At 62.7% G+C, this 14755-nt stretch carries 17 protein-coding genes and 2 tRNA genes; 8 read left to right on the plus strand and 11 right to left on the minus strand.

Features of this window, described 5'->3' with window-relative positions; genetic code table 11:
- Positions 1-235 precede the first annotated feature (235 nt).
- Entirely contained in the window at positions 236-502 is a 267-nt protein-coding gene (locus J3L12_RS05040) for an acylphosphatase (protein ID WP_208013946.1), read from the plus strand.
- 94 nt (positions 503-596) lie between these two features.
- On the opposite strand, the gene hflX is transcribed toward J3L12_RS05040, so the two are convergent.
- On the minus strand, positions 597-2282 hold the full coding sequence (hflX, locus tag J3L12_RS05045; RefSeq protein WP_208013947.1) for a GTPase HflX: 1686 nt from the start codon (positions 2280-2282) through the stop codon (positions 597-599).
- Between the two features lie 180 nt (positions 2283-2462).
- On the opposite strand from hflX, the gene J3L12_RS05050 reads away from it, so the two are divergent.
- Positions 2463-3044: an HAD-IA family hydrolase gene (locus J3L12_RS05050; RefSeq protein WP_208013948.1), complete on the plus strand. Its 582-nt coding sequence runs from the start codon at positions 2463-2465 to the stop codon at positions 3042-3044.
- Between the two features lie 9 nt (positions 3045-3053).
- Positions 3054-3581: a YdcF family protein gene (locus J3L12_RS05055; protein ID WP_208013949.1), complete on the plus strand. Its 528-nt coding sequence runs from the start codon at positions 3054-3056 to the stop codon at positions 3579-3581.
- 118 nt (positions 3582-3699) lie between these two features.
- Here the strand turns inward: J3L12_RS05055 and J3L12_RS05060 are convergent, their stop codons facing one another.
- The 6 genes from J3L12_RS05060 to J3L12_RS05085 form a co-directional block, all read right to left on the minus strand.
- A complete protein-coding gene (locus tag J3L12_RS05060) occupies positions 3700-4158 on the minus strand; it encodes a DivIVA domain-containing protein (RefSeq protein ID WP_208013983.1) in 459 nt (152 codons plus the stop codon).
- 99 nt (positions 4159-4257) lie between these two features.
- Complete coding sequence (locus tag J3L12_RS05065) at positions 4258-4902, minus strand: YggS family pyridoxal phosphate-dependent enzyme (protein ID WP_208013950.1); 645 nt, start codon at positions 4900-4902, stop codon at positions 4258-4260.
- Positions 4903-4917: 15 nt separating this feature from the next.
- A complete protein-coding gene (locus tag J3L12_RS05070) occupies positions 4918-5739 on the minus strand; it encodes a purine-nucleoside phosphorylase (RefSeq protein WP_208013951.1) in 822 nt (273 codons plus the stop codon).
- A gap of 316 nt (positions 5740-6055) precedes the next feature.
- Positions 6056-6132, minus strand: a tRNA-Met gene (locus J3L12_RS05075).
- Positions 6133-6158: 26 nt separating this feature from the next.
- Positions 6159-6235 (minus strand) — tRNA-Met (locus J3L12_RS05080).
- An 80-nt stretch (positions 6236-6315) separates the two neighbouring features.
- Positions 6316-7404: an XdhC/CoxI family protein gene (locus tag J3L12_RS05085; RefSeq protein ID WP_208013952.1), complete on the minus strand. Its 1089-nt coding sequence runs from the start codon at positions 7402-7404 to the stop codon at positions 6316-6318.
- A gap of 145 nt (positions 7405-7549) precedes the next feature.
- On the opposite strand from J3L12_RS05085, the gene J3L12_RS05090 reads away from it, so the two are divergent.
- The 4 genes from J3L12_RS05090 to J3L12_RS05105 are packed head-to-tail and all read left to right on the plus strand — an operon-like array spanning position 7550 to position 10954.
- Positions 7550-8404, plus strand: a complete 855-nt coding sequence (locus tag J3L12_RS05090) for a transporter substrate-binding domain-containing protein (RefSeq protein WP_208013953.1) — start codon at positions 7550-7552, stop codon at positions 8402-8404.
- Positions 8394-9365: an ABC transporter ATP-binding protein gene (locus J3L12_RS05095; protein ID WP_208013954.1), complete on the plus strand. Its 972-nt coding sequence runs from the start codon at positions 8394-8396 to the stop codon at positions 9363-9365. The genes J3L12_RS05090 and J3L12_RS05095 overlap by 11 nt, the downstream gene beginning before the upstream one ends.
- A gap of 51 nt (positions 9366-9416) precedes the next feature.
- Positions 9417-10217, plus strand: a complete 801-nt coding sequence (locus J3L12_RS05100; protein ID WP_208013955.1) for an ABC transporter permease — start codon at positions 9417-9419, stop codon at positions 10215-10217.
- Positions 10214-10954, plus strand: a complete 741-nt coding sequence (locus J3L12_RS05105) for a hypothetical protein (RefSeq protein WP_208013956.1) — start codon at positions 10214-10216, stop codon at positions 10952-10954. Before J3L12_RS05100 ends, J3L12_RS05105 begins: the two co-directional genes overlap by 4 nt.
- Here the strand turns inward: J3L12_RS05105 and J3L12_RS05110 are convergent.
- The 4 genes from J3L12_RS05110 to J3L12_RS05125 are packed head-to-tail and all read right to left on the minus strand — an operon-like array spanning position 10872 to position 13950.
- Positions 10872-11495: a hypothetical protein gene (locus J3L12_RS05110; protein ID WP_208013957.1), complete on the minus strand. Its 624-nt coding sequence runs from the start codon at positions 11493-11495 to the stop codon at positions 10872-10874. The two genes, J3L12_RS05105 and J3L12_RS05110, sit on opposite strands and share 83 nt — an antisense overlap.
- On the minus strand, positions 11492-12202 hold the full coding sequence (locus tag J3L12_RS05115) for an ABC transporter ATP-binding protein (protein ID WP_208013958.1): 711 nt from the start codon (positions 12200-12202) through the stop codon (positions 11492-11494). Before J3L12_RS05115 ends, J3L12_RS05110 begins: the two co-directional genes overlap by 4 nt.
- Positions 12199-12969 (minus strand): ABC transporter permease subunit, encoded by a 771-nt coding sequence (locus tag J3L12_RS05120; RefSeq protein ID WP_347708844.1) that lies wholly within the window; start codon positions 12967-12969, stop codon positions 12199-12201. The genes J3L12_RS05115 and J3L12_RS05120 overlap by 4 nt, the downstream gene beginning before the upstream one ends.
- A 12-nt stretch (positions 12970-12981) precedes the next feature.
- Entirely contained in the window at positions 12982-13950 is a 969-nt protein-coding gene (locus J3L12_RS05125; RefSeq protein ID WP_243454946.1) for an ABC transporter substrate-binding protein, read from the minus strand.
- A gap of 193 nt (positions 13951-14143) precedes the next feature.
- Between J3L12_RS05125 and J3L12_RS17065 the strand changes: the two genes are divergently transcribed.
- Positions 14144-14722, plus strand: coding sequence for a Rieske (2Fe-2S) protein (locus J3L12_RS17065; protein ID WP_208013959.1), 579 nt, complete (start codon positions 14144-14146; stop codon positions 14720-14722).
- Positions 14723-14755 lie beyond the last annotated feature (33 nt).

The following is a 14755-nucleotide window of genomic DNA, read 5'->3' on the forward strand; positions in this document are numbered from 1 at the left end:
TTCCTGGTTCAAAATGACTTTACCCTGGTTGGGCAATCCCTCTTCCGATCCTCCACATGAAGCGTTTTTTACCTTGATGATGAGAAGATTTCCTTGTACCGAACCGCACCGATACGAAGCTTCCCGGAGCAAACTTCACGCTCAAGACCAATCACCTGCGCACTCTGAGCAGTTACCCATTCCTTCCCGCGCCACAAGGGCCGGTTTGCACCTGGCGCTGGTGTAGATTGGAGTCGTGCTGCGAATAACCGTGTTGGTCAGTGGACAGGTGCAGGGGGTGGGCTACCGTTATTTCACCCGCAAGAAAGCTTTTGAGCTTGGCCTCTCGGGCTACGCCGAGAACCTGCCCGATGGGCGGGTTGAAGTGGTGGCGGAAGGTGAAAAGACCGACCTCGAGCAGCTCATCCACCACCTGCGGCAGGGGCCCAGGGGGTCTCGAGTCGAACACCTGGACGTGCAGTGGAGCGAGGCCACCGGATTAAAGGGTTTTCAGACCTTTTGATGCCAATCTCAGTGCCGCAAACTCCATCCTGCAAATGCAAGTCTACTCGAATCCGCGCAGCGTCAAAGCAAACGTAGTTCGTTGAGGACAGAGATCAGTCAGTTGAAGCCGCTACGGTTGCCGTCGCTTCAGGGGGCACATAGGCCCATGCCGCCGGACGCACCCCCTGGGCCACCAGGGTACCGGCCAGCGCTTCCTTGAGTTCCCGGAGTCCGGAGCCCTTGACGGCTGAAATGGGCAAGCCCCCCAGGCGCTCCTTGAGGAACTCGAGGTCGTAGCCACCTGCTTTATCGGCCTTGGAAAGCACCAGGAGGCGCCTGGCCTCCACGCCCAGGTCGGCTAGCAAATCCTCCACCACCTGATAGCGCTCCAGAGCCCCCTCCTGCGAAGCATCCAGCACGTGCAGCAGCACATCGGCATCACGCAGCTCCTCTAAGGTCGAGCGGAAGGCCTCCAGCAGGTCGCTGGGCATATGGCGGATGAACCCCACAGTATCGGTGTACAGCACCTCTCCAATACCCGGAAGAAAGCCCCGGCGGGTCAGCGGGCGCAGGGTAGCAAACAGTTTGTTCTCGCCCTCCTCGCCCTTTTTGGCCAGGGCTTGCATCAGCGTGGTTTTACCCGCGTTGGTATAGCCCACCACCCCCACCATGGGCAGACCCGATTTATCACGTTGGCGGCGGGTTTCCTGGCGCCTGCTGGCAATTTCGTGCAGCTTGCGGGTAAGCTCGGCGATACGGTCTTGCAAACGGCGCCGATCCACCTCCAGCTTGGTCTCCCCCGGCCCCCGGGTGCCGATACCGCCCCCCAGACGGGACAGCTCCTTCCCCTTGCCCACCAGCCGGGGTAGCAGATACTTGAGCTGGGCCAGCTCCACCTGTACCTTGGCCTCGGGGGTGCGGGCGTGCTGGGCGAAGATGTCCAGGATAAGCTGCGTGCGATCCAGCACCTTGAGGCCGGTAATGGCCTCCAGCTCGCGGGCCTGCGCCGCGCTCAGTTCGATGCCAAAAATCAGGGTGCCCGCATTCTGGTGGTAGGCCTGGGAGACCAGTTCCTCCACCTTGCCACGGCCAATCGCATAGCGTGGGTCCAGGCTGGGGCGGAACACCAGTTCCTTGTGGGCCACGATGGCGCCGGCGGTACGGGCTAACTCGGCCAGTTCGGCCAGGTCTACCTCGGCCTGCACCCCCTCGCCCTGGTCGAGCCCTATTAGCACCGCTCGTTCGCCCGAACCGTCCCGCAGGTCTAGCCCTCGAGCCTGGCGCGACAGCTCTTCTTCCAATGCACCCACCGCAGCACTCACATCCCAATCCAGGTATTCGTGATAGGGCCTGGAGGGCAGAATCTGCCAGTCTTCCTCATCGGCTTTGGGGGGCGAAAGCTGGGCCAGGTGTAGCTTGCTGGGGTGGCCCCCTGCCACCTCCAGGGCCGCCATCGCATCCAGCCGGTGCAAAAAAAGCATCGAAAGGTCGGGCCGCGAAAGCCCGCCACTACCCAGATGGGTGTGCAGCACGCGATACCCGGACAGACGGGTTTCCACCAGGGCCGACTCGGGTACGGGCAGTTCCTTGGCATCCCCCACCGCTACCCGGATCACCCGCCCTCCCCGGTCAAACAGCAGGCTGATAGGCTTTTCCAATTCTTCTGACAGAGCCGCCAGGGTGCGGGCCAGTTCAGCCGAGACAAGCCGGTTGGCCCCCACACGGCGGTTATACAGATTAGCAAGGCGCTTCTTTTCGCTAGGCTTGAGACCGTTGGTGCGTCCGAAGATTTTCTCCACTAATCAATCACCCAAGTTGAGCAAAAAGACAAACCCGCTCCATCCGCCGTTTTGGGCTTCAGGGAGCGCGGCTCGCAGTCTCAACTTGCAGTCAGTATAGCACCGGTTTTGTCAGCAGAAGATGATAAAAGTCACAAGAGGCTACAACCCACCCTGAGGTTTCCAGGTACGCTTTGGGGTGTGGACGCCTTGAAGGCCGTTTTCTTTGATTTGGACGACACGGTACTGAAGCCAAGGGCGGTCAATCCCTGGGCAGAGTTCAAAAAAAGTCACGGCCTCGAGCCCGACCTTCTCATCCTGGATGGCATTGCCAGGCGCCCACCGGATGAACAAGCTATCTTGCATCACCAATTATTGCAGTACGAGCAGGCTTTGTCGGCCAGTTCCGAAGTACGTGAAGGCATGGTGCACTTGCTGGGCGAACTGAATACTGTAGGGCTGATCACCGCGCTCCTCACCAACAACCACCGGGCCGCCACCGAGCTTGCTTTGCAAAAGCACGGTCTGCGCTTTGCCCTGGTACTCACCCGCGAGGATGCCCCACCCAAACCCAGCCCGGCCCTGTTGCAACGAGCCCTGGCCCACTTTGACCTGAAACCCCACGAGGCCCTCTACATCGGCGACTCGGAGGGGGATTTGCAAGCAGCTCGTGCCATAAACCTGCCGGTGTGGTTTCTGGCCACGCCGCACAACTCGACTTTGCACCCCCGTTTCGAGTACCCTGGGGAGTTGTTGCAAGCACTATTGCAACGGCGGGGGTAGAATTTGTATATGCGGTGGTGGACGCTTGGGTTGCTCTTTCTGGGGCTGCTTTTCTTCAGCCCCAAAGCCGCCTCCAGTCCGCTGCAAAAAGCCGACTGGATCGTGGTGCTGGGGGCCGCACAGTACAACGGCGAGCCCTCGGTGATTTTTAGAAACCGCCTCGAGGCAGCCCTGCGCCTGTACCGCCAGGGTTATGCGCCGCGCATTGCCGTCACCGGAGGCCGTCGCCCCGGCGACCGCTATAGCGAGGGCGAGGTGGGCTGCCGCTATCTGCAAGCCAGGGGCATCCCACGTTCGGTTCTCTATTGTGAACAAGAAAGCCGCCGCACCTGGGAGAATTTGACCAACATCGCGCCCATAGTTGGCAAGTCCAGAGTGATTATCGTCACCGACGAACCGCACCTGCCGAGGGCCCTTATCCTGGCCGAACACCTGGGCTTCCGGGCCAGTGGGTTTGCCGTGCGGGGTCGGTTCAAGGAGACCTACTGGCAGCGCGAAAGCTGGTTGGCGGTGTTGGCGCGCTTGGGTGTGCGATAGTCAAAGGCTTAAGCCCCATGTGTTTTTTTGAGGCGTCCTCTGGTAGCCAGAGTTCAAACAACCTGCTGGCAGCACATTGCTCGGATACTGGCGCAGCCCGCCTCAAGGAATCCCGTTCCTAACGCTTGAAACGATCCAGCGAGTTCAGATATCCCTCGAGCAAGGCGCGGAACTGACCCACAAACAGATCGCGTTCGTTGCGAACCTGTTCAATATCGGCCTTGATGCGCTTCATCTGCTCGATTAGCTCTTGCAAGGCCGCTTGCCGCTCGGACTCGGTCTCGCGCTTGATCAGTTCGGCCTCGCGCTCGGCCTGGGCCTTGATCTCGCGGGCAATGCGCTCGGCCGCCACCACCGCCCGCTTGAGTTCGGCTTCGCCTTCTTTGGACTTGGCCAGTTCGGCCTCGAGGTCGCGGATATAGCTTCTCAGGCGCTCGTTTTCCTCAATCAGGGCGGTCTGCACATCGGCCACCCGGCCCAGGTACTCGCGCACCTCGGCTACTGAGTAGCCCCGAAGCCCCAGCCGAAACTCCTGATAGCGAATGTCCAGAGGTGTGAGGTCGCCCCGTTCGCTCATCCGAAACTCACCCGTCATGCGCTGGTCCACGGCTTTAGACTACTACAGCCTGCACAAAAATACCGAGAACGGCGTACAAAACCCAATCGCTCCTAAAGTTTAGAAATCTGGCTCAAAGACGGCCCGCCCCACCCGCACCAGGGTCGCGCCCTCCTCCACCGCAACTTCGAAATCGCCCGACATGCCCATGCTTCGTTCGGGTAGCCGGTACAGGTCGGCCAGCCTCGAGAGCTTTGCAAAAATGGGCCGCACCGTCTCGGGGTCTTCGGTGTAGGGGGCCACGGTCATCAGGCCCTCTACCTGCAACCCCCCCATCGCCCGTATCTGAGCGAGCGCTTCGGGCAGCTCCTCCTCCAGAAAGCCGTGCTTCTGAGGCTCTCGGCCCAGGTTGAGCTCGAGCAGCACCCGCTGCACCTTGCCGTTTTCCACGGCCTTGCGGGCTACCGTCTCGGCCAGCCGAACCGAGTCAATGGAGTGAATCAGCTCGAAGCGCACCGCGAACTTGGCCTTGTTGCGCTGGAGCGGGCCGATGAAGTGCCACTCGGCCTCGAGTTCATCCATCTTGGGCAAAGCCTCCTGAATGCGCGACTCGCCCAGGGGAAACCGGCCATATCGCAGTACCCGCTCCCGGATCTCGGCCACCGGGTGCTCCTTGGTCACAGCCACCAGCCGCACCGTCTGGGGGTCGCGCCCCGACCGACGGCAGGCTTTTTCAATGCGCTCCAGAACACTGGGAAGGCTCATGCTTTGCTGCCCAGGCTACAAAGCCGCCAGGATGCCCCGCACAAACTGTCGGAACAGGGCCCCGGTGCGGGCCGCCGTGGCCAGCACCTCCTGCTCGGTGGCGTGGTGGTCCCGCTCGGGCACGGCCATATCGGTAATGGTCGAAAGGCCCAGCACCCGCGCCCCCAGATGCCGCAGGGCAATTACTTCCGGCACGGTAGACATCCCGATGGCATCGGCCCCCAGGGTACGCAGCAGCCTGAGCTCGGCCCGGCTGGCAAACTGCGGCCCCGGCCACCAGGCGTATACCCCCTCTCGCAGGTGAAAGTCCTGCGCCCGGGCAACTTTCTGGGCCAGGCCGCGCAGCTTTGGGTCGTAGGCATCGAAGGTTACCGGGAAACGCGGCCCCAAACGTTCATCGTTGGGCCCGGTGAGGGGCGAGAGCGGGGCATAGTTGATGTAGTCGCTGTGCAGCATTAGCTCCCCGGCGTTCCAGGCCGGGTTGAGCCCCCCCGCCGCCGAGGTGATGAAGAAAGTTTTGGCCCCCAGGAAAAACCCAACCCGCTGAGGGAAAGCCGCTTGAGCTGGGGTGTAGCCCTCGTAGCAGTGTACCCGGCCCTTGTAGGCCAGTACGTTTTTGCCCTCGAGCCGCCCTAAAATGAGCTTCCCCTCGTGCCCCGGCGCGGTGGACTGAGGAAAATTGGGCAATGCGCTATAGGGAAAACTGGCCACCACCTCAATCTCGTCGCCCAGGGGCCCCAGGCCCGAACCCAGCACAATGCCCACCTCCGGCACAAAGTCGGTCTCTGAACGAATGTAGCTTACCGTCTGCTGAATCTGGTCGTAGGTCGAACTCATAGCCCCAAATCTACCGCAAAACACGCCTGTGCGAATAGACTGCGCGAGTCCTCGGTAGAATGTCCGTACTGGTTTTTTCGCACAGGTTTTTGACTATTGGTTTTGGGCTTTCCTTATAGCGCTCTCCACAGACGTGGCCGCCCGTCAAGGCAACCAGTGTTCTATCCAGGACAACTGATGCATAATCCCGGAAGGCTCGAGTTTTGTGAAAAGCGCTCTATACAACAAAACGCCCGGATCGCTTGCATAGACCCGTAAAATCACCGTAAAAACGAAGAACCGGGGCTTTTTACCCCGGTTTTCTTCGTCCTGGACTTGGTGGCTATGGGCGGACTTGAACCGCCGACACCACGATTATGAGTCGTGTGCTCTAACCAGCTGAGCTACATAGCCAGGGGCGCCGCGAGCGGCGCGTAATTTGGTTGCAGGGACAGGATTTGAACCTGTGACCTTCGGGTTATGAGCCCGACGAGCTACCAGACTGCTCCACCCTGCGTCGGTGAGGACAAACCCCAAAACCGCAAACTCAATCTTAGGCGGGAAACTCTGGCGCGTCAAGGTTCGGCCCAGGCAGCTTCAGCCCAACACCGTGGCTCCCGCCGCTTCGTGAATGCCGGCTTTCTTATCGTTCAGGAAGCCGCCCTCGAAGCCTCGTTGCAGGGCCACAATCTCGGCCAGGGCCGCCACCGCAATCTCCTCCGGGCTCTCCGCCCCGATGTCCAGACCAATGGGGTTGCGCAGGCGGGCCATCTGCTCCGGGCTGGGCACAAAACCCTCGGCTCGCAGGGCCTCGAGGATTTTTTCCAGGCGGTTGCGCGGCCCCAGCATCCCCACATACCGAGCCGGCGACTCCAGGGCAAAGCGCAGGGCCTGACGATCTATATCGAGGTGGTGGTTCATCACAATCACGTGCTGACGAGGGGTCAGGTGCACCTTCTGGGCGTATTCGTCGTGGGCGGCCTGGATGGTCTGGCAGCCCTCGAAACCCTGCAATAGCTCGGGGCGGGCATCCACTACCGTCACCCTGAACCCCAATACCAGGGCCTGATTGGCCATGGGTTTGGCGTCGTGACCCGCGCCAAACAACACCAGTTCGGGGATGGGGCTGCTCACGTCAAAAAACACCTCGGCCTCCTGCACGTAGCGGGTAGTGGGGCGGGAAGTACCGCCCTGCATCTGCCGGGCTATCCGCACCACCTGCTCGTGTAGCTCTGGGGGGGAGATGTGGCCCTCGAGGCTCCCATCGGGCCTCAGCCAGATGCGCCCTTCCCCACCGGCCAGCACCGTCGCCAGCACCGAGGGCTCGGACTCGGTGCTCTCCTGTAGCCAGCGGTAGAGCATCCCCTGGGGCTGTACCGGCTCCACCCAGACCTCCACGGTGCCGCCACACCCGGGCCACCAGGTTTTATCCTCGTTGTAGTCGAAAATAGTGCGCTCTGGGCGGCCCCTGGCCAGAATTTGCATGGCGATCTCGATCATCTCCTGTTCCAGACAACCGCCGGAAATCATGCAAGCCGAGCCGCCATCTTCGCGCACCAGCATCTTGGCCCCTTCACGGCGGTAGGCTGAGCCTATCACCCGCACCACCGTGGCCAGGGCAGTCTCTTTGCCCTCGGCCCAGGCGGCCTCGAGGGCACTCAGCAAGGCTAGGCTTTCGTTTGCCATATGCCAAAGGATAGCAAGCCTCTGCTCCGATGCAAACCAAAAGAAATCACATTCTTCCCGATTCCGCTCATATCAGAAACCTAGGCAAACTTGACAACTCACTCTCGCTTGGCAGATACTGCAACCAACACTTAAGGGAGGTTTTATGCGCGCGCTGGGATGGGCGGTGTTGTTCGGACTGGCCTGGGCGCAACCCCAAGAGTACCCCTTCCCCAATCGTTTTCTAAAGACTGATCGGGCGCTCACCTTCTGCCTGGACAAACAAAACCCCTTATGGCCGCTGGAGGAGCGGGTAGCACAGGAGCTGGCCCGCACCCTGGGGCGCCCGGCCAGGTTTTATATCCACCGCGAGGCCCAGACCAACCTTTCCGCCCCACCCATCCCCGTGACCCGGCGGGAGTTCCAGGTGCTCCTGGCTCGCTACTGCGACGTTTACATGGGCCTCCTGGGCAGCACCACCGCAGCCTTCGACTACCCCGCCGACGAGCAGATGCTGGCCACCAGGCCCTACTACAGGTCGCGCTACGTCTTGGTAAGCCGCCAGGCCGATGGTCTGAACCAGGTGCCCAAGAACGAACCCATCGGAATCGTGGGCCGCAGCCTGCCCTATAATCTGATTCTGCGCCAGTTCCCGGGGCGTTATAATCTGGCGCCCGTCATCAACTCCGCAGTACTGGCCCGCAAACTCCTCTCGGGTGAGTTCAAGCACGGGGTCATCTTTGCTCCGGCCCTTTACGCCCTGGAAAGGAACCCGGCTCAGAAAGGCCTCAAAGTGGGCAGCCTCGAGGGGCTGCCTAACACAGACTGGTATGTCATTGCGGCGGTGGCCCGCGACCGCGTAACCCTGCGCGACCAGCTCGACCGGGCCATAGAGCGTTTGCTGAAGAGCGGTCGTATGGCCCGGCTCATACAGCAGGAAAACCTGCCTACCGCCTTCTTCACACCTACCGCGCCCAACGAGCAAAGGCCGCAGTCCGAGAGCGACAGAGATGGCCGCTGAACCCCTCATACAAACCCGCAGCCTGAGCTTTCGCTACGGCGAAACCCTTGCCCTCGACGGGGTGAACCTCGAGGTTCCGTCTGGCTTCTTCGCCCTATTGGGCCCCAACGGGGCGGGCAAAAGCACCCTGGTCGGCATTCTGGCTACGCTGCTGGCGCCGCAAGCGGGAGAGGCTTTTGTGATGGGCCACTCGGTGCGGCAGCAGCCCCGGCAAGTGCGGAAAAGGCTGGGCCTGGTCTTCCAGGAGCCGAGCCTCGATGAGCGGCTTACGGTCCACGAAAATCTGGCCTTCCATGCGCTGATCTACGGGATGGGCCTGCGCCACGGTACGCGTATCCGTGAGGTGTTGGAGCTGGTCGAACTCTCCGAGTGGGCCCAAGCCCCGGTACGGGCCCTCTCGCGGGGGATGAAGCGGCGGCTGGAGATCGGCCGGGCCATCCTGCACCGGCCTCGCCTGCTGGTGCTGGACGAGCCCACCACCGGGCTGGACGTGCAGAGCCGCAGACGCATCTGGGACTACCTGCGGGCCCTTCAGGCCGAGGGTGTGAGTCTGCTCCTCACCACCCACCAGCTCGAAGAGGCCCAGGAGGCCGACCGGGTGGCCATCCTCGACCGGGGACGGCTTTTAGAGGAGGGTAGCCCTGACGAGCTGCGACGGCGCCATGGGGTGGCCCGGGTCGTGCTCGAGCTTTCCCATGCCGAGTTGGCCGAGCGGCTGGCGCGGGAGCAGGGGGGGCAGCGGGAGGGTTTGCGCCTGACCCTGGAGATCGAGGAGCCCCAAGCCTTTCTGGCCCAGTTCATGCCCAACTACGGCGGAGCGGTGCGGCACCTCGAGGTGCGCTACCCCAGCCTGGAGGCCGTCTTCCTGAAGCTCACCGGCCGGGCCCTGCGGGACGAGGGGGCGGGGGATCGCGAGGCGCTTTCAGCCTATGCCGCTCGGGGGGGAGAACATACCCGCTAGACGAGACGCAGCGGATCGGCGTTAGCTGGTGAAAGCAATCAGGGGGTTTGCATGAGCTACTTCCTTATGGTGCTTTACGCGGTCTGGGCTCGAGAGCTCAAGCGCAGCCTGCGGGAGTCGGGGCAACTTATAGGGGCCTTTAGCCGGCCGTTGCTGTGGGTGCTCATCTTCGGGGTGGGCCTCTCCCCCTTTTTCCGCACCGGGCTGCGCGAGACCAGCTTCCTGGTGCCCTTTACCTATGTACAGTTCATCTTTCCTGCCGTAGCGGTGCTCAACATCATGTACCCGGCGGTGCAGTCGGCGGTCTCGCTCATCTACGACCGCGAGCTCGGCTTCTTCCGCGAGGTCTTCGCCTCACCGGCAGCCAGACCGGCGGTCTTCCTGGGCAAGCTCTTGGGCGGGGTCACCCTGGCCTTGCTACAGGGCCTTTTGGTTCTGCTCCTGGCCCCCTTTGTGGACGTGCCCATGCCATGGGGGGTTTTCTGGGCCTGCCTGGGGCCCATGCTGCTCATCGCCTTGGCCTTTACCGCACTGGGGCTGGTCATCGCCTCGAGGATGAGCAGCTTTGAGGGTTTTGGGGTATTCGCCAACACCCTGATCCTGCCGGTCTACTTCCTGGCCAGCTCCATCTTTCCCCTGGATCCCTCCCTCACGGTGGAACAGCAGCAGCAGATCTTCCCTCCCTGGTTGGTCTTCCTGGTGCACATCAACCCTCTGACCTACGCCATCGATGTGTTGCGGGGGGTGAGCATCGGCTTTCAGCAGTTCGACCCGCTCACCGGCTGGCTGATCCTGGGAATCAGCGCGGCCGTCCTGGTGGGCTGGGCCTACTACGAGTTCAACCGGCGATGAAGCGCTTCTGGCAGAGCCCCTACCGAGGCAGCCTACTGACCGTGCTGGTGGGGTTGGCTTTGCTGCTGGTGGCTCGGGAGCTCCCCCCCGACCTCTCCCTGGCCCAGGTGCGGCAGGCCGGGGTGGTGAAGGTCTGCCACCCGCCAAACCTCCCTCCCCTTATCGAGCGCGGGGGTAGAGGCCAGGAGGCCGAGCTGGCCCGGCGCATCGCCCGAGCGTTGGGCGTGGAGGCCCAGTTCAACCTCCAGGCCGGCTGGGGGCTGGGCCAGGATCCGGTAGACTGGGGCCTCAGGCCCGAGTCCTGCGACCTTCTGGTAGGGGGAATTCTCCTGGAGAGGGAGACCACCCAGCTGCTCACCCCGCTCCCCTACCAGGAAAGCCGTTGGGGACTACTGGGCGAGGGGCCCAGGGTGGGGCTGCTGGCCCCTTTCTGGGGCGCCGACCGGCTAGTTCTGACCGAGTGGCTCGAGGCCAGGGGCTACCGTGCAGCCTACCTGGACGATGCACACGAGGGCGGACTCGCCCTGCGTCGGGGTGAGGTGACGGGGGTGCTCACCCTCGAGGCCCTGCGTCCCGTCCTGCCCCCCCTGCCCTGGCAACCGATCCGGCAGTTAGGGGCGGCGCAGCTTGCCGTGGGCGTCTGGAAGGGGCGCACTACCCTGAAGCGGGCCGTGGCCTCGGCCCTAGCGCAACCCGCACAAAAAGCCTTGCCAGCAGCTCCTGAAGACCCCAGGTGAACAGAGTCAGGGTGACAAAGAAGAGTAGGTTCTCGGGGCTAAAGTAAAGCGTATAGAAACGAAACTCCGCCCCCAGCCCGGTCTTTCGGGAGAAAAGCTCGCCCACTAGCACCACCAATAGCCCCAGCCGAAACCCCCGCCGCACCTGGGCCGCCCGGGTTGCTTCGGGCAGTTTGTGCCGGCCCAGGGCTGAAGCTAAAAACACGCCCTGCACCAGCGAGACCAAAATAAACAGCACCCGCTCGTCAAGCCCCAGGTAAGGGATGATGTTCACCGCCGGTATGATCAGGAGCCAAGGCAGGGCCAGCAGGCTGAGGAGCCAGGGGGTGAGCCAGGCCTCGAGGCCCCCCCAGCGACGCATGGCCCATCCGAGCCCATAACCCAGCATGGAACCCAGAAGCATTGGGGGCAGCCAGCGCATCAGGGTAAAACCCAGGTGGGCCAGCCCCCTGGCCCCATACGCCAGAAGCCAGTCCCGAGCCCACCAAACCGCAACTACAACGAGCAGCAAAAATAGCAGGGCTGAGACGAGCCTTTTCATACCCCAGCCTCCAAGCGACGCACCAGGCCACGGGCAAACCGCCATAGCTCCGGTGCCTCCAGGGTGCGCGGGCGCGGGAAAGGTACCTCCAGCTCGGACAGCACCCGGGTAGGGGAGCGGCTCAGTAGCAAGACACGGTCGGCCAAGTAGGCGGCCTCCAGCGGGTTGTGGGTGACCAGAACCACCGTGGCCGCGGTCTGGGCCAGCCAGCCCTGCAGCTCGGTGCGCATCTGCTGGGCAGTGAGTTCGTCCAGGCTTGAAAAGGGCTCGTCCAGCAGGAGCAAGGTGGGCTCAATCAACAAGGCCCTTGCCACCGCAGCCCGCTGCTGCATGCCTAGCGAGACCTGGTGGGGATAGTAGCGGCCAAAGCCCCGCAGCCCCACCCGCTCCAGCCAAGCCTGCACCCTGGCCCCGTCGGGCCTGGGCAGAACGAAGGCCAGGTTACGCTCCAGGGTGAGCCAGGGCAGCAGGCGGGGCTCCTGGAAGACGTAGCCCAGCTTGGGCACGGGCTCGAGGCTGAGCCGACCCCGGCCATCCTCCAGCCCGGCTAGAACGTGGAGCAGGGTGGTCTTCCCGCAGCCCGAAGGACCCAGTATGGCCAGAAACTGGCCCGGCTCGAGCCGAAAGCTTATCCCCTCGAGCACCTTCTTTTCCTCCGGGCCGCGAAAAAAGCTTTTGGACAAGCCCTCTGCCACCACCCGGGTCATGCCAGCGCCTCCCGCCCCCGCCAGCGCCCGGCCTGCCGCGCCCCAAAGGCCAGCAGAGCGTCCAAGGCCACCAGCGCAACGGTGATCGCCAGACCGTAGGCCAGGATGCCGCGCATCTCAAACATCTGGAAGTAGAAGGCGATCTGGTAACCCACCCCGCTGGTGCGGCCCAGGAGTTCGGCGAAGACGATCATCTTCCAGCATAGCGACAAAGTGGCGCGGGCGGTGCCCCAAACGAATGGGGCCATCTGGGGCCAGGCCACGAAGTAGGCCACCTCGAGGCGGCCCTTGCGAAACACCCGGCTCATCTGGAAGAGCCTGGGCTCCAAGGTGCGCACACCCTCCCGTACCTGGACCACCACCGTGGGGAGGACGATCAGGAAAACCGATAGCACTGCAGCCAGCTCGTTGAGTCCGAGCAAAACATAGGCCACCACGATGGGCAGGATGCGGGGGATGGCCAGACCCAGGGCCACCCAGCCTTCCAGGAGCTGCTCAGCCCTGGCCGAGCGGCCCGACCAGAAGCCGAGCAGCAGACCTGCCGCCATGGACAGCAAAAACGCCAGCAAAACCCGTTGCAGGGTGATGCCCACCTGGTACAAAAGCACCCCCCGCTCAAGCTCGCGCCCTAGGAAGGCCCAGGTCTCCAGCGGCCCCGGCATGAGCTTGGGGCCCAGCCAGACCGAAAGCCCGAGCCAGGCCAGGATAATCGAGGCAAAGGAGACCCCCCGGTACAGCCAGGGGTGGGCATGAGCAGCTTGGATCACCGGCAAAAACCCTCACCTCACCGCTGCGGCGAACTGGGTACTGAAGGCTCGAGGGTCGAAGCGTTCGATCCCCACGATCTCCGGGCCGGCCACCGCCAGCAGCCGCTCCACAAGAAGCCTGAGCGAGACGATCGAGCTAACATCCCAGCGCTGAGGGATGCCGCTCTCCCAGCGCTTGCGCAAAGCCGGGAGCTGGCTCTTGTCGGGTAGGGCGTAGAGCCGGGCCTCCAGGATGGCCTCCCAGATGCCGCTATCCTGCTTCATACGCTCGGAGGCAAGCTGCACCGTCCGCAAAAAGCGCCGCAGGGCCTCGGGGTCGGTATCCTCCCGGGCGATGATAAACAGCAGCGGCACGTCGGTGGGCAGGCCCAGCTCACGCAGAATGGCGGCCGAGCTCAAAAGCTCGCGGTACTGTCCGGTGGCCTGCATGCGAGCTAGGTGGTGCCAGAGGGGAAGGGCGGCCTCGAGCTGTCCCCGCTCGATCAGTTCGGCCATCAGCGGCGAGCCTACCGCACTCACCTTGCTATCCTTCAAAGGATCGAAGCCGTGCTTGCGGATGCACAGGGCCCGCAGCAGCAAAAAGGTCTTGTCGGTCAGGCTGGTAGTACCCAGGCTGCGGCCCTTCAGGTCGGCCAGGCTTTGGATGGGGCTCTTCACCGGCACCGCCACCCCCCCGGTGAGCAGGCTGTAGGGGTAGATGGCCCGCACCGGGAAACCCCGGTCGCGCAGGAGCTGCACCTCCACGAAGTCGTCCACCACGATCTGCACCTCGCCCGAGCGCAAAGCCAGGCGGTTGGCGTCCTTGCTGGCGTAGGTGGTGGCCCTCACCTCGAGGCCCAGCTCCTTCACCAGGCCAAAGCGTTCGATGGCCAGGATTACCCAGGAGAGCGTCCCACCGGCCTGCAGTCCCACCCGCACCGACTTTTCCTGGGCCCAAGCCAAAGGCATGGCCACCAGTATTCCGGCAATCCACCAGCGCATAGGCACCTCCTCACTATGAACATTCAGGTAATCTGATCCTAATACGCGCCCCCGTGAGAAGGTCAAAGTTTTGTCCAATTCCGAATATTCCGCAAAGCGGGCCATTCTACCTATCTGCGAAAACCTCTTTTTCTTGACGAAACTCCCAAGTCTGGGCATGCTGATCTTCGTAATCAAAAAGGAGGGTTCTGCCGTGAAAAAGCCCAGAGATACGGCCAAGGCTGTCCTTTTAGGACGACGCGAAGCCCTGCGTGCGGCGTTTTGGGGGGGGACGGGCATCTTGCTGGGCCGGGGACTGTCCCAAAGCAGCTTGCCAAGCGTGGTGGCCGGCGATCTGTTGGTCTATGCGGGCGGTGAAAAGGCCGACCAGCCGATCTTAGCCGACCAGGTGGGCCTCAACAAGGCCCTAAACGCTTTCCCGATGGACCCCAACACCCAGACCGTTAAAAAGGACCCCAAGACTCTGATTGTGCTGGTGCGCCTGGAACCCAAGATGCTTGACAAAAACACCGCAAAATTTGCCGCTGGCGGTTTTGTAGCCTACTCAGCCATCTGTACCCATCAGGGTTGTCCTATAAGTCAGCTGGGTGAGGTGGGCAGCCGCAAAGGAAAATTGGTTTGCACTTGCCACGGCGCAGTATATGACCCCACCGCCGGGGCTAAGGTGCTGGGAGGACAAGCCAAGCGACCCTTGGCCCTCCTGCCGCTCAAGCTGCAGGGTCAAAACCTGGTCGCAGCGGGCGGGTTCATCGGAAAAGTCGGGGCCGATTGAGAAGGGAGGTGAGCACCTCAGTTGTAAACGGTC

This window comes from Meiothermus sp. CFH 77666, from assembly GCF_017497985.1.
GTDB lineage: Bacteria > Deinococcota > Deinococci > Deinococcales > Thermaceae > Meiothermus.

Bases quoted from the DNA above. Each gene is read 5' to 3' on its own strand.
- J3L12_RS05105 (WP_208013956.1), top strand. From the start codon at position 10,214: ATGAAGCGCTTCTGGCAGAGCCCCTACCGAGGCAGCCTACTGACCGTG.
- J3L12_RS05095 (WP_208013954.1), top strand. From the start codon at position 8,394: ATGGCCGCTGAACCCCTCATACAAACCCGCAGCCTGAGCTTTCGCTAC.
- J3L12_RS05090 (WP_208013953.1), top strand. From the start codon at position 7,550: ATGCGCGCGCTGGGATGGGCGGTGTTGTTCGGACTGGCCTGGGCGCAA.
- J3L12_RS05070 (WP_208013951.1), bottom strand. From the start codon at position 5,739: ATGAGTTCGACCTACGACCAGATTCAGCAGACGGTAAGCTACATTCGT.
- J3L12_RS05125 (WP_243454946.1), bottom strand. From the start codon at position 13,950: ATGCGCTGGTGGATTGCCGGAATACTGGTGGCCATGCCTTTGGCTTGG.
- J3L12_RS05115 (WP_208013958.1), bottom strand. From the start codon at position 12,202: ATGACCCGGGTGGTGGCAGAGGGCTTGTCCAAAAGCTTTTTTCGCGGC.
- J3L12_RS05060 (WP_208013983.1), bottom strand. From the start codon at position 4,158: ATGAGCGAACGGGGCGACCTCACACCTCTGGACATTCGCTATCAGGAG.
- J3L12_RS05055 (WP_208013949.1), top strand. From the start codon at position 3,054: ATGCGGTGGTGGACGCTTGGGTTGCTCTTTCTGGGGCTGCTTTTCTTC.
- J3L12_RS05100 (WP_208013955.1), top strand. From the start codon at position 9,417: ATGAGCTACTTCCTTATGGTGCTTTACGCGGTCTGGGCTCGAGAGCTC.
- J3L12_RS05110 (WP_208013957.1), bottom strand. From the start codon at position 11,495: ATGAAAAGGCTCGTCTCAGCCCTGCTATTTTTGCTGCTCGTTGTAGTT.
- J3L12_RS05065 (WP_208013950.1), bottom strand. From the start codon at position 4,902: ATGAGCCTTCCCAGTGTTCTGGAGCGCATTGAAAAAGCCTGCCGTCGG.
- J3L12_RS05085 (WP_208013952.1), bottom strand. From the start codon at position 7,404: ATGGCAAACGAAAGCCTAGCCTTGCTGAGTGCCCTCGAGGCCGCCTGG.